Source organism: uncultured Cetobacterium sp., from assembly GCF_947072685.1.
GTDB lineage: Bacteria > Fusobacteriota > Fusobacteriia > Fusobacteriales > Fusobacteriaceae > Cetobacterium_A.
In genome coordinates this window covers 16,256-36,873 of sequence record NZ_CAMTIK010000022.1, presented here as the reverse complement: position 1 = coordinate 36,873, position 20,618 = coordinate 16,256, and the positions used below count along the sequence as shown (strand labels likewise).

The 20,618-nt window shown below is 32.9% G+C and carries 21 protein-coding genes; 7 read left to right on the top strand and 14 right to left on the bottom strand.

The genetic code is table 11. The annotated features are described in order from the left end of the window. Both dhaL and dhaK read right to left on the bottom strand, forming a co-directional pair. A partial coding sequence (dhaL, locus tag Q0V67_RS08340; protein ID WP_297598654.1) for a dihydroxyacetone kinase subunit DhaL occupies positions 1-594 on the bottom strand: 594 nt, incomplete at its 3' end. Positions 595-605: 11 nt separating this feature from the next. Then, positions 606-1,598, bottom strand: coding sequence for a dihydroxyacetone kinase subunit DhaK (gene dhaK, locus Q0V67_RS08335; RefSeq protein ID WP_297598653.1), 993 nt, complete (start codon positions 1,596-1,598; stop codon positions 606-608). 145 nt (positions 1,599-1,743) lie between these two features. Here dhaK and Q0V67_RS08330 point away from each other — a divergent pair, with 145 nt between their 5' ends. The 7 genes from Q0V67_RS08330 (at position 1,744) to Q0V67_RS08300 (ending at position 8,636) form a co-directional block, all read left to right on the top strand. After that, a complete protein-coding gene (locus Q0V67_RS08330; protein ID WP_297598651.1) occupies positions 1,744-2,310 on the top strand; it encodes a glycerol-3-phosphate responsive antiterminator in 567 nt (188 codons plus the stop codon). Positions 2,311-2,406: 96 nt separating this feature from the next. Further along, positions 2,407-3,162 (top strand): MIP/aquaporin family protein, encoded by a 756-nt coding sequence (locus Q0V67_RS08325; RefSeq protein WP_297598649.1) that lies wholly within the window; start codon positions 2,407-2,409, stop codon positions 3,160-3,162. A gap of 15 nt (positions 3,163-3,177) precedes the next feature. Then, positions 3,178-4,671, top strand: coding sequence for a glycerol kinase GlpK (gene glpK / locus Q0V67_RS08320; protein ID WP_297598647.1), 1,494 nt, complete (start codon positions 3,178-3,180; stop codon positions 4,669-4,671). 140 nt (positions 4,672-4,811) lie between these two features. Continuing rightward, entirely contained in the window at positions 4,812-6,239 is a 1,428-nt protein-coding gene (locus tag Q0V67_RS08315) for an NAD(P)/FAD-dependent oxidoreductase (protein ID WP_297598645.1), read from the top strand. After that, on the top strand, positions 6,239-7,495 hold the full coding sequence (locus tag Q0V67_RS08310) for an FAD-dependent oxidoreductase (RefSeq protein WP_297598643.1): 1,257 nt from the start codon (positions 6,239-6,241) through the stop codon (positions 7,493-7,495). The genes Q0V67_RS08315 and Q0V67_RS08310 overlap by 1 nt, the downstream gene beginning before the upstream one ends. Next, on the top strand, positions 7,495-7,839 hold the full coding sequence (locus Q0V67_RS08305; protein WP_297598642.1) for a DUF1667 domain-containing protein: 345 nt from the start codon (positions 7,495-7,497) through the stop codon (positions 7,837-7,839). The genes Q0V67_RS08310 and Q0V67_RS08305 overlap by 1 nt, the downstream gene beginning before the upstream one ends. A 47-nt stretch (positions 7,840-7,886) precedes the next feature. After that, positions 7,887-8,636, top strand: a complete 750-nt coding sequence (locus tag Q0V67_RS08300) for a tRNA1(Val) (adenine(37)-N6)-methyltransferase (RefSeq protein ID WP_297598641.1) — start codon at positions 7,887-7,889, stop codon at positions 8,634-8,636. A 47-nt stretch (positions 8,637-8,683) separates the two neighbouring features. Here the strand turns inward: Q0V67_RS08300 and Q0V67_RS08295 are convergent, their stop codons facing one another. From Q0V67_RS08295 to Q0V67_RS08240, 12 genes are all read right to left on the bottom strand, one after another. Continuing rightward, positions 8,684-9,133, bottom strand: coding sequence for a bifunctional precorrin-2 dehydrogenase/sirohydrochlorin ferrochelatase (locus Q0V67_RS08295; protein ID WP_297598640.1), 450 nt, complete (start codon positions 9,131-9,133; stop codon positions 8,684-8,686). Continuing rightward, the gene (gene hemL / locus Q0V67_RS08290; protein ID WP_297598639.1) at positions 9,123-10,430 is read right to left on the bottom strand and encodes a glutamate-1-semialdehyde 2,1-aminomutase; all 1,308 of its coding nucleotides are present in this window, start codon (positions 10,428-10,430) and stop codon (positions 9,123-9,125) included. Before hemL ends, Q0V67_RS08295 begins: the two co-directional genes overlap by 11 nt. Before the next feature lies 1 nt (position 10,431). Beyond that, positions 10,432-11,403 carry a porphobilinogen synthase gene (gene hemB, locus Q0V67_RS08285; RefSeq protein WP_297598638.1) on the bottom strand — a complete coding sequence of 324 codons (972 nt, stop codon included), beginning with the start codon at positions 11,401-11,403 and terminating at the stop codon, positions 10,432-10,434. Between the two features lies 1 nt (position 11,404). Continuing rightward, complete coding sequence (gene cobA, locus Q0V67_RS08280; protein ID WP_297598637.1) at positions 11,405-12,877, bottom strand: uroporphyrinogen-III C-methyltransferase; 1,473 nt, start codon at positions 12,875-12,877, stop codon at positions 11,405-11,407. Continuing rightward, complete coding sequence (gene hemC / locus Q0V67_RS08275; protein WP_297598635.1) at positions 12,870-13,769, bottom strand: hydroxymethylbilane synthase; 900 nt, start codon at positions 13,767-13,769, stop codon at positions 12,870-12,872. The genes cobA and hemC overlap by 8 nt, the downstream gene beginning before the upstream one ends. After that, positions 13,769-14,764 (bottom strand): glutamyl-tRNA reductase, encoded by a 996-nt coding sequence (hemA, locus tag Q0V67_RS08270; RefSeq protein ID WP_297598633.1) that lies wholly within the window; start codon positions 14,762-14,764, stop codon positions 13,769-13,771. The genes hemC and hemA overlap by 1 nt, the downstream gene beginning before the upstream one ends. Positions 14,765-14,930: 166 nt before the next feature. Then, positions 14,931-15,848 (bottom strand): ATPase, encoded by a 918-nt coding sequence (locus Q0V67_RS08265; protein WP_297598632.1) that lies wholly within the window; start codon positions 15,846-15,848, stop codon positions 14,931-14,933. Then, positions 15,848-16,882, bottom strand: coding sequence for a rod shape-determining protein (locus Q0V67_RS08260; protein ID WP_297598630.1), 1,035 nt, complete (start codon positions 16,880-16,882; stop codon positions 15,848-15,850). The genes Q0V67_RS08265 and Q0V67_RS08260 overlap by 1 nt, the downstream gene beginning before the upstream one ends. A 13-nt stretch (positions 16,883-16,895) precedes the next feature. Next, positions 16,896-17,267 (bottom strand): ribonuclease III domain-containing protein, encoded by a 372-nt coding sequence (locus Q0V67_RS08255; protein WP_297598628.1) that lies wholly within the window; start codon positions 17,265-17,267, stop codon positions 16,896-16,898. Continuing rightward, complete coding sequence (cysS, locus tag Q0V67_RS08250) at positions 17,255-18,679, bottom strand: cysteine--tRNA ligase (protein WP_297598626.1); 1,425 nt, start codon at positions 18,677-18,679, stop codon at positions 17,255-17,257. Before cysS ends, Q0V67_RS08255 begins: the two co-directional genes overlap by 13 nt. 10 nt (positions 18,680-18,689) lie before the next feature. After that, complete coding sequence (locus Q0V67_RS08245; RefSeq protein ID WP_297598624.1) at positions 18,690-19,763, bottom strand: hypothetical protein; 1,074 nt, start codon at positions 19,761-19,763, stop codon at positions 18,690-18,692. Positions 19,764-19,783: 20 nt separating this feature from the next. Continuing rightward, on the bottom strand, positions 19,784-20,608 hold the full coding sequence (locus tag Q0V67_RS08240) for a nitrilase-related carbon-nitrogen hydrolase (RefSeq protein ID WP_297598622.1): 825 nt from the start codon (positions 20,606-20,608) through the stop codon (positions 19,784-19,786). Positions 20,609-20,618 lie beyond the last annotated feature (10 nt).

Genomic DNA, 20,618 nt, shown 5'->3' with positions numbered 1-20,618 from the left:
ACAGATTGTTTTTATTATTAAATATGAAGACATCGCTCCGGGGTCTATATGTCCTCTGCTTCTTTCACCTAAATAACTAGCCCTTCCTTTTGTTGCCATCATATTTTCTGTCGATTCCATTCCTTTTTTAGAAGCTGTCTCCACCTCTTCTAAAAGAATATTTAAACTTTTATTTTTATCAACTTTTAAAACTTCAACAGCTGGAACGATTGTATCCAGCATTGTTTTTTCTCCTAGTTCCGCCTTGCCTCTCATCTTTATTCCCGCTATCATCGCATCTAGGGCCACAATCATTGTATCCATATCCAAAGTATCTTTCCCCTTTAAACTTTGAGCTATTTTCATAAGGCCAGTTCCATATATTGCACCTGAAGCACCACCTACATTTGAAATTAAAATCATTGCCATTCTATTGAATAAATCCGAAGAATTCAGCATTTTCAACTCTTCTTTCTCCTCTTTAATCTTTTGAAATCCTCTAGATAGATTTGTCCCATGGTCACTATCTCCAATAGCTCTATCCAATTCAGTTAAATAATCTTTTTCCTGCTCTATTATATCGGCTATATTTTCAACTATTTCTAAAACTACCATCTTTTGCCCTCCTAAAAAGTTTTTAAAGCTATTGTGTCAGATTTTTCTCCTAATAACTCCTCTATCTCTTTATCCAGTTTCAATATAGTTATTGAAAATCCACCCATATCAAGAGATGTCATATAATTCCCAACCAATGTTTTTACAACATTTATATTTTTTAGATCTAATATATCCGCCACTTTATTGTTTATAATAAATAATTCAATTAAGGTTGTCTCTCCCAATCCATTTACAAGAACAGCCACTTTTTCATCAGCTATATCGCTCTCATTTAAAATTTTTTCTAAAAGATACTCCGTATGTCTATCCGCACTCTGAATTTTTTCTCTATGAGTTCCAGGTTCACCGTGTATTCCCAAACCTATTTCAACTTCATCCTCTTCCAAATCAAAACTAGTTTTCCCAGTCGTTAGCACTGTACATGGTTTCAAAGCCATTCCCATCGTTTTTATATTTTTAACAACTCTAGCTCCCAACTTCTCTAGCTCCTCTAAAGAATATCCTTTTTCTGCCGCTGCTCCTAAAATTTTATGAACAAACACTGTCCCTGCAATCCCTCTTCTACCAACTGTATAGGTACTATTTTCAACAGCTATATCATCATCTACTATTACTTTTCTTACTTTTATACCATCCATTTCTGCCATTTCTGCTGCCATTTCAAAATTCATTACATCCCCACTGTAATTTTTTATTATAAGTAATACTCCCGCACCCGAATCCACTGCTTTTATTCCTTCATAAACTTTATCTGCACTTGGAGATGTAAATATCTCTCCCGCTACTGCTGCATCAAGCATTCCATAGCCTACAAACCCAGCATGAGATGGTTCATGACCACTTCCTCCACCGCTCACGAGACCCACTTTTCCATTCTTTTTTTCTTTTCTGAGTATTATGTATGTACCCTTCAATCCTTCTAATTTTTGAGGATAAGCTTTTATCATTCCTTCAACCATCTCTTTTACAATATTCTTTTTTTCATTGATTAATTTTTTCATAGTTACCTCCATTTTTTACCTTTATTCCCCTTATATACTTCAGTTTTTTCCATTTGTCAAATTTTAATATTTCATGGTTTTTATATTGACATTTAAAATTAATATAGTATACTTGTTATTGATAAGTTACATAAGGAGTCTTCAAATGTCCTCAGAATTCAAACAAATTTTAATTGAAAACAAAAAAATTTTAGCTGTCAAAAATAGCAATAGTCTTGAAGATGCTATTTCAAGTTCTTCTAAAATCATATTTCTACTTAGTAGTGATATCTGCTCAATAGAAGAAACTACTCGACAAATAAAAGCAAGTGGAAAACTTTGCTTTATTCACCTTGATATGATCCAAGGTCTTAATACTAAAGATAACTCTGCGATAGATTACTTAAGAGATAATACTTTTGCCGATGGCGTAATCACTACAAAATCTCAAGTGGCTAAATATGCACATAAAGTTGGTTTTTTAGTTGTTTTAAGATGTTTTCTAATTGATTCACTCTCCTTAAATACAACTCTTAAACTTTTTAACGAAACATTTATTGATGCTATTGAAATTCTGCCTGGTATTATGCCTAAAATTATTCAAAAACTTTCTAAAAAAAGTAGTATCCCCATCATTGCAGGTGGTTTAATATCCGATGAAGAAGATGTTGAAATTGCCTTGAATAGTGGAGCTATCGCTATATCTACAACAAAATTAAATATTATTGATTAGTATAGCAGAGATATTAGAGAAGCTATTCAACAAAAGGAACACAACTTTTTTTTGAATAGCTTTTTTTAATATAAATAAATTATCTAGGAGGGTATCATGAACGTTTTTTTAGCTGAATTTATTGGAACTGCAATTTTAGTTTTACTCGGTAATGGAGTTGTTGCTAACGTTGTACTTAACAAAAGTAAGGGAAATAATTCCGGTTGGATTGTAATTACTACTGCTTGGGGATTTGCAGTTATGGCTGGAGCTTATGCTGTCGGTTGGATCAGTGGTGGTCATTTAAATCCTGCTGTTACAGTCGGTTTTGCTATGGCAGGACTTTTCCCTACAAACCTTGTTTTAGGTTATGTTTTAGCTCAAATTTTTGGTGCTATGTTCGGTCAAATTTTTGTATATCTTGCTTACAAAAGACATTATGATGAAACAACTGATCAAGGGGCTATTCTAGCTTCTTTCTCTACCGGTCCAGCTATTAGAGATTTAAAATGGAACTTTATAACTGAAACAATTGGAACTTTTATGCTTGTTTTTGGATTATTAGCTATTGGTCATGCAAACAATCAGGCCTTTACTGCGACTCTACCAAACGGAGACATGGTTAGAGGATTTACAGGAATATTAGGTCCTTTACTAGCAGGTTTCTATGTTTGGAGTTTAGGATTAAGTTTAGGTGGCCCTACGGGTTATGCTATTAATCCAGCTAGAGATTTAGGACCAAGAATTGTTCACGCATTCCTTCCTATGGCTAATAAAGGCTCTTCTGATTGGAGTTATGCTTGGGTTCCAGTTGCAGGACCTATCGTAGGTGGAATTATTGGAGCAATCACTTTTGCAGCGCTATTTAGATAAACTTAGGAGGTTTTTATGAAATATATAATCGCATTAGATCAAGGAACAACTAGCTCAAGAGCAATTATTTTTGACGAACAACAAAACATTGTTGCTAGCGCTCAAAAAGAGTTTAGACAAATCTATCCTAAGGAGGGTTGGGTTGAGCATGATCCTATGGAAATTTGGGCTAGTCAAAGTGGAGTTTTAGCTGAAGCCATCGCTAAATCTGGAATATCTCAACACGATGTTATAGGAATAGGAATCACCAATCAAAGAGAAACTACTGTTGTTTGGAACAAACTTACTGGTAAACCTGTTTACAACGCTATAGTTTGGCAATGCAGAAGAACAGCTAGTATATGTGATGATTTAAAAGCTAAAGGCCTTGCTGAATATATAAGAGAGAATACAGGTTTAGTTGTGGATGCCTATTTCTCAGGAACTAAAATTAAATGGATTTTAGATAATGTCGAAGGTGCTAGAGAACAGGCCGAAAAAGGGGAACTTTTATTCGGTACAATTGATACTTGGTTAATTTGGAAGTTAACTAACGGGAAATCTCACGCTACAGACTATACAAACGCATCAAGAACTATGATCTATAATATCAAAGATCTATGTTGGGATGAAAAACTTTTAAACGAACTCAACATCCCTAAATCTCTCCTTCCTGAAGTTAAGAACTCAAGTGGAACTTTTGGTTATGCAAATCTTGGTGGAAAAGGTGGACATAGAGTTCCTATCTGTGGAGTTGCTGGAGATCAACAAGCTGCACTGTTTGGACAAGCTTGTTTTGAAAAAGGGGAAGCTAAAAATACTTATGGAACTGGTTGTTTCATGCTTATGAATACCGGTAGTAGAATGTACCCAAGTAAAAACGGGCTTCTTACTACAATTGCAATTGGTCTTGATGGAAAAATAGAGTATGCTCTTGAGGGAAGTATCTTTGTTGCTGGAGCTGCTGTTCAATGGTTAAGAGATGAGATGAAACTAATTTCTGATTCAAAAGATACTGAATATTTTGCAACTCAAGTTAAAGATAATGGGGGAGTATATTTTGTTCCAGCTTTTGTTGGTTTAGGAACTCCACATTGGGATATGTATGCTAGAGGAGCTATTGTAGGATTAACTAGAGGAGCCAATAAAAACCATATAATTAGAGCTACTCTTGAGTCTATTGCTTATCAAACAAGAGATGTTTTAGAAGCTATGCAAGAGGATTCTGGCATTGAGTTAAAATCTTTAAAAGTTGATGGTGGTGCATCTGCTAACAATTTCTTAATGCAATTCCAAGCTGATATCATTGGAAAACCAGTGGACAGACCATCCACTCTTGAAACTACCGCTTTAGGTGCAGCATACTTAGCTGGACTCTCTGTAGGGTTCTGGAATGATAAAAGTGAAATCAAAAAGAACTGGTGCCTTGAAAAAACTTTCATACCTAATATGTCCGAAGAGGATAGAGATAAAAAACACAGCAAGTGGAAAAGAGCTGTTGAAAGATCTTTGGAATGGGAACTTGACTAATTCAAAAAAAAGTAGTATATTGTGTTATAAATAAAAATTAAATAATAGCAATAGAGATGAAGAGAGCTAAAAAAAGACGGATATTAACCCATCCTTCTTTTTCGGCTCTCTTTTTTGCTATATAACTAGGAGGGTATATTATGTATGATGTTTTAATCATTGGTGCTGGTATTATTGGAACTGGTATCGCTAGAGAACTTTCTAAGTACAATTTAAAAATCGCTGTTTTAGAAAAAGATACTGATGTTTCGAATGGAACTACAAAAGCTAACAGTGCTATAGTTCATGGTGGATATGATGCTAAAGAGGGATCTCTTATGGCTAAATATAACGTTTTAGGAAATTCTATGTATGAAAACCTATGTCAGGAATTTTCAGTTCCATTCAAAAGAAACGGTTCTTTGGTTCTAGCTTTTAACAAAGATGAATTAGAACACTTAAAAACTTTATACGAGAGAGGGATCAACAACAATGTTACTGGTTTAGCTATTGTTTCTCAAGATAAACTTAGACAGCTTGAACCCAATGTAGATGATGGTGCAATCGGAGCTCTTCATTGCTCATCGGCTGGAATTGTTTCTCCTTGGGAATTAGCTGAAGGACTTATGGATAATGCTGTTGAAAACGGTGTTCAACTCTTTCTCAATACAGAAGTTGAATCTATTGAAAAATTGGATTCTATGTTCAATGTAACTACAACAGCTGGTGTTTTCCATGGAAAATATATCTTCAACTGTGCTGGAGTTCATGCTGACATCATTCATAATATGATTGCTCCTGAATCTTATAAAATACACCCTAGAAAAGGTGAGTACTTTGTTTTAGATAAAAATCAAGGTAAAAGGGTTATAAATACCGTTTTTCAATGCCCTTCAAAACTTGGAAAAGGAATCCTTGTTACACCAACTGCTCACGGAAATCTTTTAGTGGGACCAGATGCACAAGATTTAGAGGATAGAGATGATCTATCTACTGCCACTGAGAAATTAGATTATATAAAATTCAAAGGTAGCCATTCTATAAAGGATATAAACTTTAGAGAAAACATCAGGACTTTTGCTGGAATAAGAGCTGAGTCAGATAGAGGTGATTTTATTGTTGAAGAATCGTCAGTTAAAGGTTTCTTTGATATTGCTGGAATAAAATCTCCTGGTCTCTCTGCTGCTCCTGCTATAACACTTGCTGCTGTTGATCTATTAAAAAATACCGGTGCTATACTTAAAGAGAAAAATGATTTTATCTTCCCTAGAAAACATACTCCTTTTATGCACCTTTCAGCTGAAGAAAAAGCTGAGAAAATAAAAGAAGATAGCAGATTTGGAAGAGTTATATGTCGATGTGAAATGATTACAGAGGGTGAGATTGTAGAAGCTATAAACAGACCAGTTAAAGCTGTAACTTTAGATGCTGTTAAAAGAAGATGTAGACCTGGTTCTGGGAGATGTCAAGGTGGCTTCTGTGGTCCCAGAGTTCAAGAGATTCTATCAAAAGAGTTAAATAAAGATATGAAAACTATTATTTTAGATAAAGCTAATTCATATATCTTAATAGAGGAGTTGAAAAAATAATGAAATATGATGTTGTTGTTATAGGTGGAGGTCCTGCTGGACTTGCAGCCGCTAAATCTGCATATGAAAATGGTGCTCAAAAAGTTTTAATTTTAGAAAGAGATAAAGAGTTAGGTGGTATTTTACAACAGTGTATTCATAACGGATTTGGACTTCATAAATTTAAAGAGGAACTTACTGGTCCTGAGTATGCCCAAAGATATATTGAAATGGTTAAAGAATCTCCCATTGAAATAAAATTAGATACCATGGTTTTAAATATCTCTAAAGATAGAGTTATTTCTATGATCAACCCTATAGATGGATACCAAGAGATCGAAGCTGCTTCTGTTATTCTTGCTATGGGATGTAGAGAAAGAACAAGAGGTGCTATTGCAATCCCTGGTGAAAGACCATCTGGAATTTTCACTGCTGGTGCAGCGCAAAGATATATAAATATGGAAGGCTATATGGTGGGTAAAAAAGCCGTTATACTTGGAAGTGGAGATATCGGTCTTATTATGGCTAGACGTCTGACTTTAGAGGGAGCTCAAGTTGAAGCTGTTATTGAACTTATGCCGTTCTCAGGTGGACTTAACAGAAATATTGTACAATGTCTTGATGATTTTGGAATTCCTCTTTTACTATCACATACTGTAGTAGATATAAAAGGAAGGGATAGATTAAAGAAAGTTATCGTGGCTCAAGTTGATGAAAATAGAAAACCAATACCTGGTACAGAGATTGAATACGACTGTGATACCCTTCTTCTTTCTGTTGGTCTAATTCCTGAAAACGATCTTTCTAAAGAAGCCGGAGTCACTCTTGATACTAGAACTAACGGTCCTATCGTTACAGATTCTATGGAGACATCCATTCCTGGAGTTTTTGCCTGTGGAAATGTTGTTCACGTACATGATCTTGTAGATTTTGTTAGTGAAGAGGGTGAACGAGCTGGTAAGTTTGCTGCTTGTTATATCGCTGCTGAAAATTGTAAACTAGAAAATGTTTCTAACATCAAAACCGGGGACGGAATTGTTTATACGGTTCCGCAGATGATCAATCTTGACAATATTAAAAACAAATTAGAAATATTTATGAGAGTTAATAACGTCTATAAAAATAAGAAAATTGTCGTAAGAGAGGGAGAGAATATTATAGCTAGTTTCAAAAGAGTTCATCTGGCTCCTGGAGAGATGGAAAAAATTCTTTTACCTGAGGTACTTTTAAAAAGAATTTCTAAAGATATCACTATCGAATTGCAGGAGGTTATTTAATGAAAGAGATGATTTGTATTCTATGTCCAGTGGGGTGTCATTTGACAATAGATATTGAAAACAACTATAAGGTTACTGGGAACTCGTGCCCTAAGGGTGAAGTCTATGGTAAAGAAGAACTAATAGCACCCAAAAGGGTTGTTACATCTATTATAAGAGTGGAAGGTGGAATTCATCATATGGTTCCCGTTAAGACTGACAAACCTATTCCTAAAGAACTTATTTTTGACTGCATGGCTTTATTAAAAAATATAAAGATAACATCTCCTCGAAAAGTTGGGGATATTATCTTGGAAAATATTTTAGGAACTGATTCTAATATCGTTTTAACTAGAGATATATAGTTTCAAATTTTATACCTTTTTTGCTATAATGATATTGGAGGTATAAAATGACATTAGAAAAAAATGAAGTTATTAATCAACTTCTTAATAAAAATCTTAAAATAATTCAAAGACCTGATTTTTTCAACTTCTCTTTGGACTCTCTTCTAATCTCTAATTTTGTTTCACTTACAAGAGGAACAAAAAAAATTGTAGATTTGGGTACTGGAAATGGGGCTATCCCTCTTTTTCTTTCCGAAAGAACTGAAGCTAAAATATCTGGATTTGAAATTCAAGAGATTTCAGCCAACTTAGCTAAAAAAAATATAATTTTAAACAATCTCAACGAGCAGATTGAGGTTATACATGACGATATGAAAAACTGGAAAGAACATTTTAAAAATGGTTCTCAAGATGTTGTTATTACAAACCCACCATTTTTTAAATTTCATGGAAATGAAAATCAATTGAATGATTTAGATCAACTAACTCTTGCCAGACATGAGATCTCTATCGATTTAAATTCACTGATAGAGGTTTCATCTAAACTTTTAAAAGACAAAGGCTATTTTGCAATGGTCCATAGACCAGACCGTTTTTTAGAAATTGTGGATACTATGAGAAAATATGGTATTACGCCTAAAAAAGTTCAATTTTGCCATTCTAAGATTGATAAACCTGCTAAAATTCTTTTAATCGAAGGCATTAGAAATGGTAAAGATGCTCTAAGTATCCTTCCACCACTTATCACTCATAGTGAAAATGGACAATATTCTGAAGAGATTTTAGAGCTATTCAACGATCTAAATGAGCAATAAAAAAAGATAGAGTTGTATGTGATTACATCTCTATCTTTTTATTTGCATTATCTATTTTTTAAAAACTCTACAATCTCTTTTTTTAACTTCACAGACTCCCTTGGATTTCCTTTAGCTGAAACAGCTATTTGATAGTCCTGCGTCTCTATATGTGCAGTAAATCTTGCTGACATATATACTTTTGAAGATATGTTGTTAACAAGTATATTGTTATCATCACAAAGATCAACTATCATTTCATTTAAATTTTCATTATCTGTTGCTGCAACAACTAAAAATTTATTTTGAATATCCATAGCTTCAAACCTACGTCTCTCCACTTCAACATCAAGAAGCTCTATCTCTGGCAAAAGTTCTAAAGCTACTACTTTAATTTTTGCTCCATATTCTAACAATGTTTTTATTTTTCTTAAAGCTATATTTCCCCCTCCAACAACTAAGCACTCTCTGCTGTTTAAATCTATAAATAGAGGAAAAAATGCCTTTCTACTTTCCATTCATTTCACCAATTTTTTTAAATGCCATCTCCATAATCTGAAGCGTTCTATCTAAATCATCCTTTGTATGAGCTGTGGAAACAAAATGTGCCTCATATTTTGATGGCGGTGCAACCACTCCATTGTCCAACAGTGTATTAAAATATATTGAATAATGCTCTGTATTTGAGTTTATCACCTGATTTAAAGATGTAATTTCATCTAAATTCGTAAAAAATATTGTAAATAGCGACCCTAATTTATTTATACAAACTGGAACTCTATATTTTTCAGACATTTTTTTCACTTCATCTGTTATATAATTAACTTTATCTTCTAACTCTTTGTATAAAGTCTCTCTATTTTCAAGCAGATAACTTACCATTTCATAACCTGCTCTAACCGCAACTGGATTTCCAGATAATGTTCCTGCATGATATACTCTTCCTACAGGTGCAATCATATCCATAATCGCTTTTTTTCCGCCAAAAGCTCCTACTGGATAACCTCCACCTATTATTTTACCAAGAGTTGTTATATCTGGAGTTACTCCAAAATACTCTTGAGCTCCTCCTAACGAAACTCTAAGTCCCGATATAACCTCATCAAATATTAGAAGAGTTCCAGTCTCATCACATATATCTCTCATCGCTTCTAAAAATTCTTTTGAGCTATTTATAAGTCCCATATTTGCGGGTACTGGCTCCATTATTAAACATGCAACCTCTTTAGTCGAAAGGATTTCTCTCACTCTTTCTACATCTCCAAAAGAAGCTACCAAAGTATCTTTTAACACTCCATCTGTAATCCCGTTACTATCTTGATATCCATCTGTTAAAAGCCCAGATCCTGAACTTACAAGAAGAGAATCCGAATGTCCATGGTAACATCCTTCAAATTTTAAAATTTTATTTCTATTTGTAAAAGCTCTAGCAACTCTTACTGCTGCCATAGTAGCCTCTGTCCCAGAAGTTGTGAATCTTACCATATCCATTGATGGGTAGCATTTACATATAAGCTCTGCCAGTTCAACTTCCATTTTTGTAGGTAATCCAAATGAGCTTCCAAGCTCTATGGCTTCTCTCACTCCTGATAATACCCTTTCATTGTTATGCCCTAAAATCAACGGACCCCATGAACAGATATAATCTATATATTCATTTCCATCCTCATCATATATCTTTGAACCTTTTCCTCTATTTACAAATATTGGATAAGTTTTATCTACCGATTTAAATGCTCTAACTGGGCTGTTTACTCCTCCTGGAATAATTTTTACAGCCTTTTCATATATCTTTTCTGAATTTGTATATCTCATTTTAAGCTCCTCTTTTAAACCATTTTGCGATATCTTTTGCATGATATGTTATTATTATATCAGCCCCAGCCCTTCTCATGGCATACATGTTTTCCATAACTATTTTCTCTTCATCTATCCAACCATTTGCTGCTGCTGCTTTTACCATAGAGTACTCTCCACTTACATTGTAAATTGCAACTGGATTTGATATAGCATCCGCTACACCCTTCACTACATCAAGATATGGCATCCCTGGTTTAACCATTATTATATCTGCACCCTCAGCTAAATCATTTTCAACCTCTATTAAATAATCTTTTGAATTTCTAAAATCCATCTGATATGTTTTTCTATCTCCAAAACTTGGAGCAGAATCTGCAGCCTCTCTAAAAGGACCATAATATGCCGATGAATATTTAACACTGTAAGACATTATAGGTAGATTTATAAACCCATTTTCATCTAGAATCTCTCTTATAGCCTTTACTCTTCCATCCATCATATCCGATGGAGCAACTATATCTGCTCCTGCTTTAGCGTGAGATAGTGCAATCTTTTGAAGAAGTTTTAATGTTTCATCATTTAATAGCTCCTCTCCATTTAAAACTCCACAATGCCCGTGAGAAGTATACTCACATAGGCATACATCTGTCACAATCAAAAACTCTGGATATTTACCCTTTATGAATCTTATAGCTTCTTGAACTATTCCATTCTCAGCATATCCTTGACTTCCAACAGCATCTTTTTCTTTGGGTATTCCAAACAATAGAAGTGATTTTATTCCCAGTTCTTTCAACTCTTTTAGCTCTTCTTCTAACCTATCTATAGATATTCTAAATTGTCCAGCCATAGATGATATTTCCACTTTTATGTTCTCTCCCTCCTCTATAAATAAAGGATAGATTAAATTATCTAATGAAAATTCTATATTTTTAACTAGGTCTCTCATCACTTGAGAACTTCTTAATCTTCTTGTTCTATTAAACATATTATTCCTCTCCTATTACAGATACAACTCCATCAACATCAAAAATCTTAGCTTCTAAAGCTACATTATATCCTAATTCTTCTAAAGTTTTAGTTGTTACAGGTCCTATAGATACCATCTTTTTATTTTCAACCATTGAAATATCCCCTTCAATACTTTCATGGAAAGCCTCTACTGTGGATGAACTTAAAAATGTTATATACTCAACTTGATCTAAAACCTCTTCCATTTTTTCTTTTGTATATATTGTTTTTCCTGTTTTGTAAACCACTAACTTTTCAAATTTTCTTCCATATTTTTCTGACCAAGCATCACAATCCGACGGCGATATATCAGAGGTTACTAATAAAACCTTATCCCCTTTATCTGTAAAGTTTACTGATTCTTTAGCTAGCTCCACACCCATATACTTTTCAGGTATAAAATCTGGTATTATTTTATACTCTCTCAATAGCTCATCTGTTTTAGCTCCAACTACACCTATTTTCAGATGTCCTAAAGACCTTAAATCTTTTATATTATTCATAAAATATTTAACTCCATTTGGTGAATTGAACAGAAGAACTTTATAATCCTTTAAATTTTTCTCATCAAAATCATATGAATCTTCTATATTTATAAAAGGTAATTCTCTTGTAGTAGCTCCGTTCACACGAAGCTTCTCCGAAAACTCTCCCGCTTGTTTTTCATCTCTAGTCACTAAAACTTTTTTTCCTGATAGAGGCAACTCTTCAAACCATTTAAAAGTATCTCTCATCTTTACAACATCACCAATTATAGTTATCGCTGGCGGAACAATTTTTTGCTCTTCAGCTTTTTCTATAATATCTTCTAAAGTTCCAACAGTTACTCTTTGATTTTCACTAGTCCCTTTTTCTATTATAGCTACAGGAGTCTTAGGATTTTTTCCATTTTTTATTAAATCATCTTTTATAAGACCTAAATTTTTAATTCCCATTAAAAATACAAGAGTCCCTTCTAGCTTAGCGATAGTTGTAAAATCATGCCACTCTCCATTCTCCATTGTATGACCTGTAAATACATGGAAAGATCTTGATAGACCTCTATGGGTAACTGGAATTCCTGCATATTCCGGAACAGCTATAGAAGAACTTATTCCAGGAATAATTTCAAACGGAATAGAATATTTAACAATCTCTTCAATCTCTTCTCCACCTCTACCAAAAACAAAAGGATCTCCTCCTTTTACTCTAGCTACAACTTTTCCTTCAAGAGCTTTTTGAGCTAGTGTTTTATTTATTTCATCTTGTATTAGTCCACCCTCAGTATTCCCTTTTCCTAAATATATCATCTCAGCACCATGCTTAGCTAATTTTAAAACCTTTGGATCAATCAATCTGTCATAAATAACACAATCCGCTTCCTCAATACATCTTTTCCCTTTCAGTGTTAAAAGGTCTATATTCCCGCAACCAGCACCTATAATATATACTTTCCCCAATTTGTTAGCCATTTATTTTCTCCCTTATTTTCTCTGCTAATATATGAGCAATCTCTTTCCCCTTACTCTCTTCACTTGTTACTTCGGCTTTATACATCACTTCATTGTGACAATAAACCCCCTTTAAAGTTATCTTTCCATCTGCTTTTTCTCCAGTACATCCCATTGGAGTATGACATCCTCCATCAAATATTCTGGAAAACTCTCTTTCAATATCTACAATCTCTTCTATTTCTGGATTATGGATAGATTTTAAAATATTTTTTATATACTCATCATTTTCTCTACATTGAATATGAAGCGCCCCTTGAGCTGGTGCAGGCATCATTAAATCATAATCTAACTCTTCAGTTATTCTATCTTTAAGTCCTACTCTTTTAAGTCCTGCTGCCGCTAGAAGTATGGCGTCATACTGCCCTTCATCTAACTTTCTAAGTCTTGTATGGATATTTCCTCTCAGTTGTTTTATCTGTAGATCAGGTCTTAACACTTTAAGACCCATTGTTCTTCTCAAAGAGCTTGTCCCCACTACTGCTCCTTCAGGAAGCTCTAATAAGCTCTTTCCTGAAACAGAAACTATTACATCCCTATTGTCCTCTCTATCTGGAGTTGCACCACATATAAGCCCTGGCGGTGAAATTATTGGCATATCTTTCATCGAGTGAACTGCTAAATCTACAGTCCCATCTAAAAGTTCTTGTTCTATCTCCTTTGTGAAAAAACTTTTTAAAGATTTGTCACTGTTGTTCCAGTTACTCACTAAATCTTTATCCCCACTTGTCACAATAACCTTTACTTCAAAATCTATTTCTGGAAAATTATTTTTTAATCTCCCCATTATCATTTTACTTTGAGCTAAAGCTAATATACTTCCTCTACTTCCAATCACTATTTTATTTTTCATTATGCTATCCCTTCTTTGTATTCAAACCATTTTCTTAAATTTAGCATCTGCTCTCCAAGCATATATTCATATTTTGTCAAAAGGTTCTCTCTATTTTCTAAATTTTCGTAATAAACTCCCCAAACATCATCTATATTATATAAGTTGACATTTTCTAATTCCTCTAATCCTACCTCTATATCTCTTGGAACTGCTAAATCTAAAAATATATAATCTTTATCTTTTTCCAAAAGATGAGCTATCTCACCCTCTTTTATTATTGCATGAGGTGCTGATGTTGCCGATATTATTATATCGCTTTTCACAATTTCTTCCAGTTTTTTTTCAAAACTTATAACCTCTGCATTATATACATCACTAATTTCCAAAGCTTTATGGTAGCTTCGGTTTGTTATTGTCAAACTTTTATACTCCTCTTTCATAAGGATCCCCATTATATCTTTAGCTAAATCTCCAACCCCTAGAATCAAAATTCTTTTATCTTTTAACTCGCCCACTTTATTCTTTATAAATTTTAAAGATATCGCTTCTAAAGAAAGAGCGTTATGGGATATTTTGCTTTTATTTCTAAATTTCTTCCCCAACTCTATAGCCTTGTTAAAAATTACATTTATATTTGATGCCGAAACTTTATTTTCCATACTTAAAAGTTGAGCTTTTTTTATTTGAGCTAAAATTTGATCCTCACCCTTTATAACCGACTCAAAACCACAAGTAACTCTAAACAAATAATTTACAGCTTCATGACCGTACTTTATAAATGCATTTTTTATCCCCAACTCTTCTTGAAACTCCTCCATCGAATATTCCTTATCTAAATATAGATAATACTCCACTCTTAAGCAAGTAGATAAATTTACATATCCCAATATTTTTTTTTCTTCAAAAAGTTTTTCAACAATAAAATTTGGATCATTTTTTATAAATCTTTCTCTCTCTTCTAAGTCTAAATTTTGATGACTTATTCCAAAAACAATAAAATTTTTAAAATACATTAAATTTCCTCTTTCCATAATTTGTTGATTGTATATATTATAATACTTTTTTCAATTAATTTTAACCCTCTTTTCGAAAAAAACATATTATTTATGAATGTTTTATCTATAAAACATATTATTTTATTATAAAACAAAAGAAAGGTTGGCTTTTTGCCAACCTTTCTTACAACTCTGAAAAAAATATCAGTAAAAAGTTTTTCATATTTATGGGACTTCTCATCATCTTTTTTAATTCAAGAAGTTTTTCTAAATTTTTAGAGTTTTTTCCTATTGTTGAAACTGCATAGTTAATTATCTCTTTCAACAATTCTCTATCTGCACCACTTTGCATAATCTCTTCAACAAAATATATTTTATCCACCGTATTAAGATACTCTTTTGTATTTATAAAATCTCTTATAGATTTATAAATTTCAGCTTTATCCAAAAGAGTCCCTGTATTTAACCATAATTTTATTTTTTTTCCTATCTCTTGATAGGAAGCTCCAGCTTTCAAATCAATAATTTCAGTGCGCTTATACTCTTCAATATTTTTTGAATCTCCCAGAAAAAAATCGTATTCAAATTTAGAAACACCCAACTCTTCTGGAGTTTCAGCCTGAATATTCAACAGAATTGATCTAGATTTTATAGTGGGAAGAATATTTAGCCCATTTGAAAGAAGAATAAAAAAATTCCCTTTATTTGGCTCCTCTATCAGTTTTAAAAGAGCATTTCCAGATTCTTTTCTCATCTTTTCAACATCTCTTATTATATAAATCTTACTTTTGCCTTCATAGGAGTTAATTGAATTTTTATAACTCAACTCTCTTATTTGGTCTATTTTTATTCCGCCATTCTCCTCTATTATCTCTAAATCTCCATGAGTTTCGCTCTCTATTCTTATACAATTTTCACATACACCACAAAAATCATCTTCATAAGTTGAGCAGTTCAATCCTTTTGCAAAAGATTTTGCAAATTTTTTCAAGAGTTCTCTATCCACACTATAAAAAAGATATGTTCCCGCTTCTCTTCTAAATTTCAATTCATTTTGTAAGAATTTTTTAGCTTTTTCATTGGAAACTAAATCTTTAAACATTATCTCTCTGCCTTCTCTATCTTTCTTAAAATAGATATTTGATCCAGAGCCATTCCTGCTCCTTTTACAACACTTTCAAGTGGTGATTCAGCAATCCTCACATTCAAAGATGTATGTTTTGAAATAAGTTCAGGGAAATTTCTAATCAAAGAACCTCCACCAGCCATAACAATTCCTCTATCGATTATGTCTGCTGCCAACTCAGGCGGTGTCTTCTCAAGAACATCCTTAACACAAGTTACAATTTCCATAAGTGAATCCATTATAGCTTCTCTTATCTCTTCAGACCCAACTGTCACTGACTTTGGAAGTCCAGTTATTAAATCTCTTCCCTTTATTGTCATTGTTTCTTCCTCTTCTAGAGGAATAGCTGTTGCAATCTGTATTTTTATACTCTCCGCTGTTTTATCCCCTATCAAAAGTGTATGTGTCTTTTTTATATATTTTATAATATCCATGTCAAAATTATTTCCAGCAGTCCTTATTGTTTTACTTACAACTGTTCCACCTAAAGATATTACAGCCACATCCGTAGATCCTCCACCTATATCCACTATCATATTTCCCTCAGGAGCTGATATGTCTATTCCTGATCCCAGTGCCGCCGCTCTCGCTTCTTCTATTAAATAAGCTTTTTTAGCTCCTGCTGATAATGTTGCCTCTAGAACTGCTCTTTTCTCTACTCCAGTTACATCTATGGGAACACAAATCATAACTTCTGGCATAAATAGTGAATATTTTCCAAAAACCTTTTTTATAAAATACTTTATCATAGCTTCTGTTATTTCGTAGTCAGCTATAACTCCTTCACTCAATGGTTTTACTGCAACTATAGAATCCGGTGTTTTTCCTAGCATGTTTTTAGCTTCATATCCCACAGCTAAAACTTTTCTACTCTCTCTTTCTACCGCTACCACTGAAGGTTCGTTCAGTATTATTTTCCCATGTCTTTTACTGTAAACCAATGTATTAGCTGTTCCTAAATCAATTCCTATACTTCTACTAAATCCAGGTAATTTAAATTTAAATCCCACTCAATATCACTCCTTAACCTAAGTTTATCTCGATTATTTTTTTTATGTCTTCTATTCTTCCCTCTGTATAAAGAGCCCCTATTAAAGCTTCAAATGCTGTTGCTTCCTTATATTCCATAACACTACAAGATTTTGGGAAAGTTTTTATATTACTATTTTTTGATCTATTTACAATAGTCAATTTTTCCTCATCCAGTGTATCAATTATATTCTTTAAATATCTACTTTGAGCCTGCGCATTCACATGTTCTTTTACAAGCTTATTTAAATTTCTTATATTGTAACCTTTATTTATAAAATGCGTTCTTATAGAAAGTTCCCAAACAGCATCTCCTAAGTACGCTAAAACCAGTCCGTTAGCTTCACGAACATCTAAATTGACCATGTTGTTTTTTCCTTTCCATCTTTTATTTTTATTCCCATCTCTAAGAGTCTATCTCTAACTTTATCTGAAAATGCCCAGTCTTTATTGTCTCTTGCTTCTCTTCTCAATTCCAATAAAAATTCTACAAGATCTGTTGTCATATTCCCTACTTGAACCTCTACCTTCAATAAAACTCCAAACACTTCCTCCATCACAACTCTTATATATTCTACAGTGTCTTCTAGCTTTTCAAACCCCTCTTTTGAAATTTTAACCTCTTCTAAAGATTTGTTCAACTCTTTTACAAGTTCAAAAACAGCTCCTAAACCACCTGCTGTATTAAAATCCTCATCCATACATTTTATAAATTTTTCTTTTGAACTTTCTAATACCTCTTTTAACTCAACCAAAGTCGAACCATTTTCTATCGGTTTTTCTGTCAATCTTTCTTTAGCTCTTGAAATGGCATTTTCAATTCTCTCTAGCCCTGCTTTGCTTTGAATCAATTCATTGTCAGAAAAATCTATAGGCTTTCTATAATGTGAGCTCAGTATAAATAATCTCACAACTCTTCCATCAAACTGCTCAAGCACCTCTCTCAATAGGAAGAAGTTTCCTAAAGACTTCGACATCTTTTCACCTTTTATATTTATATATCCGTTGTGTATCCAGTATCTGGCAAATTCTCCACCTGTTCCACACTTTGACTGAGCAATCTCATTTTCATGATGTGGGAATATCAAATCTTGTCCACCACCATGAATATCAAATGTTGGTCCTAAATACCTATTTGACATTGCAGAACACTCTATATGCCATCCCGGTCTCCCTTTTCCCCAAGGCGAATTCCAGTAAGGCTCTCCCTCCTTTGCACTTTTCCAAAGAGCAAAATCTAATGGGCTTTTTTTTATGTCTGAAATATCTATTCGTGCTCCGCTTTGAAGGTCATCTATACTCTGTCCTGAAAGTTCTCCATATTCAGCCTTATAACTATTTACATCAAAATATACATCGCCTTGAGATTCATATGCATTTCCTTTTTGAATAAGAGTTTTTATTATTTTTATCATTTCACCAATATTTTCTGTAGCCTTTGGTCTAATCATACCCTCTTCTTTTAAATTTACTTTAGCAGTGTCTTCGAAGTATGCATCAATATATTTTTTTGCTATATCTTCTAACGTTACACCTTCTTCATTCGCCTTTTTTATCATTTTATCATCTACATCTGTAAAATTCTGAACATACGTCACTTTATATCCTCTAAATTCGAAGTATCTTCTCACCGTATCAAAAAATATAGCAGGTCTTGCATTTCCTATATGAATATAGTTGTAGACTGTAGGCCCACACACATACATTGAAACCTCTCCCTCTTTTAAAGGTTTAAATATCTCTAGCTCTCCCTTTAGAGTATTATATATCTTTATCATTTTGATCCTCCTATTTCATGTCTTTTAGTAGCTTTGAAGCGGTTTCTTCATTGATTATTGTTTTTATCTCCAACCTATTATTTTCAGCAATACCAATTATATCTGTATTTCCTATTATTTTCCCTTGGAAATTTTTAATATCTATTTTTCCATATACAAACTGTTTTTCTTCTATGTTTACATTAGTTGCTGTTCCGTCCTCTATCAATTTTATATCCGTTATATTTTCAGCATTATTTATATAAATTTTTGATGAAAGTCCGTCTATAAAACTATTTTTTAAAAAATAGTTTAGAAAAAATAAAAATGATCTCAACTCTGTTTCACGAGAACTTCTCAAATGTAACCTATTTTTTTCTAAAACTCTCTCTCCTGAAAGTCCATCACCTTTTATTCCATTAAAACTTTTTATAATATCATTCTCTCCGCCGATATTCACAGTTAATATTGTTTCAGAGTTCTTATTTACCTCTCCTGTCATTACCAACTCATTAAATCCAGCCAAAGGACTTTTAGCTAAATTAACTATCAACATTCCTAAATTCTTCTCTTTTTCTCTATCTAATATCTTTAAAAGACTTTGATTAAAGTATTTTTCATTTTTTAGGATTCTTTGAATATCTTTTTCTCTTTGAGCAACTATAAAATTTCCTTTTTCCACTTTTAGATAAAGTTTTTCACCCTTTAAATATTTTTTTCTATATTGATCTTTTAAAATATAAAAATTTTGATCTTTATCAAAATAATCTTCAATTTTTAAGGCTACGATAGGGTATTTATACCCAAAATCTATAATCCCAACAAAAGATTTGTTAGAAGTTATAAAGCTGCTGTCTGAGAGTATATACAATCCATTTACATACCCTAATCCCTTTTCTACACCACTATCTACAGAAACTCCTGATTTGCTTAATAGCTCAATTATATTTTTAAAATTTTTATTACTTATATTTTCATTTACATACGCCATATTTATTCTATCACTCAAATAAACTCTTGGATTCTCTTTACTCCCATAAAATATTCCACCAATTATTGAAATAACAATAAAAACACCTGCAATAACTTTCAAAGTTTTTTTCATCGGCACTCCTTTTAATAAATTTATCTACTTTTTTTTATTCTAACAAGCTCATTTAGTACCAAATCTATTTTTTCACTTTTACTTGATCCCGATGCAAATCTAACTTTTACAATCTCTTTTTTATCTAAAACAACTGTTTCCCCGTCTTCATTCATCAATGAAAGTTTTTTATTTATTGTTCCAGACGGTAAAACTGAAAAACTTCCACCCCAGAAGCTTACTCCATCTTCAATTCCAACTCTATTTACCATAACCACATTACAACTATTTCCCACAGCTATAGATTTACATATAGATTCCCACAATTCTCTTATTTCTAATCCTTCATTTGTAATTCTAACTGGACTATTTGTTAATACCAATATCGTTTCAACTCCGTCTTGTCCCAATATATAAGAACTACTCTGATGAAAAGCATCCTCACATATCAACATTCCAACTCTACCATGTTTAGTATTAAATGCTTTTATTCTATCTCCATCTTTAAAATATCTTCCTTCATCAAAAAGACCATATGTTGGCAAATACACTTTTCTATGTCTATGTATCACCTCTCCATCCTCTAGGTAATAGGCCGTGTTGTAGTGATACAGGTCCTCCCCTAATTCAACGGCACCAAATACTATCGATATTTTTTTTGAAAGCTCCAGTAGTTCTTGAGGTACACTTTTTATCGCCACATCAAAAACTAAATCTTCCAAAAGGTATCCTGTTAAAGAAAGTTCCGGAAAAACAACTAAGTCACCTTTATTTTTTATTTGAGTATTTATAATCTCAATCATACCCTTTAAATTTTTTTCTATATCTCCTAAACACGGTTTGGTTTGGGCTAAAAAAACCTTCATTTACTCCTCC

Coding starts and splice junctions, on each gene's coding strand:
- Q0V67_RS08305 (WP_297598642.1), top strand. CDS start 7,495: ATGAAAGAGATGATTTGTATTCTATGTCCAGTGGGGTGTCATTTGACA.
- Q0V67_RS08315 (WP_297598645.1), top strand. CDS start 4,812: ATGTATGATGTTTTAATCATTGGTGCTGGTATTATTGGAACTGGTATC.
- Q0V67_RS08265 (WP_297598632.1), bottom strand. CDS start 15,848: ATGTTTAAAGATTTAGTTTCCAATGAAAAAGCTAAAAAATTCTTACAA.
- hemC (WP_297598635.1), bottom strand. CDS start 13,769: ATGAAAAATAAAATAGTGATTGGAAGTAGAGGAAGTATATTAGCTTTA.
- hemB (WP_297598638.1), bottom strand. CDS start 11,403: ATGTTTAATAGAACAAGAAGATTAAGAAGTTCTCAAGTGATGAGAGAC.
- Q0V67_RS08255 (WP_297598628.1), bottom strand. CDS start 17,267: ATGGTCAATTTAGATGTTCGTGAAGCTAACGGACTGGTTTTAGCGTAC.
- Q0V67_RS08240 (WP_297598622.1), bottom strand. CDS start 20,608: ATGAAGGTTTTTTTAGCCCAAACCAAACCGTGTTTAGGAGATATAGAA.
- Q0V67_RS08300 (WP_297598641.1), top strand. CDS start 7,887: ATGACATTAGAAAAAAATGAAGTTATTAATCAACTTCTTAATAAAAAT.
- cobA (WP_297598637.1), bottom strand. CDS start 12,877: ATGGCTAACAAATTGGGGAAAGTATATATTATAGGTGCTGGTTGCGGG.
- Q0V67_RS08295 (WP_297598640.1), bottom strand. CDS start 9,133: ATGGAAAGTAGAAAGGCATTTTTTCCTCTATTTATAGATTTAAACAGC.
- hemL (WP_297598639.1), bottom strand. CDS start 10,430: ATGAGATATACAAATTCAGAAAAGATATATGAAAAGGCTGTAAAAATT.
- Q0V67_RS08245 (WP_297598624.1), bottom strand. CDS start 19,763: ATGAAAAAAACTTTGAAAGTTATTGCAGGTGTTTTTATTGTTATTTCA.
- Q0V67_RS08325 (WP_297598649.1), top strand. CDS start 2,407: ATGAACGTTTTTTTAGCTGAATTTATTGGAACTGCAATTTTAGTTTTA.
- Q0V67_RS08310 (WP_297598643.1), top strand. CDS start 6,239: ATGAAATATGATGTTGTTGTTATAGGTGGAGGTCCTGCTGGACTTGCA.
- cysS (WP_297598626.1), bottom strand. CDS start 18,679: ATGATAAAGATATATAATACTCTAAAGGGAGAGCTAGAGATATTTAAA.
- dhaK (WP_297598653.1), bottom strand. CDS start 1,598: ATGAAAAAATTAATCAATGAAAAAAAGAATATTGTAAAAGAGATGGTT.
- hemA (WP_297598633.1), bottom strand. CDS start 14,764: ATGTATTTTAAAAATTTTATTGTTTTTGGAATAAGTCATCAAAATTTA.
- Q0V67_RS08330 (WP_297598651.1), top strand. CDS start 1,744: ATGTCCTCAGAATTCAAACAAATTTTAATTGAAAACAAAAAAATTTTA.
- glpK (WP_297598647.1), top strand. CDS start 3,178: ATGAAATATATAATCGCATTAGATCAAGGAACAACTAGCTCAAGAGCA.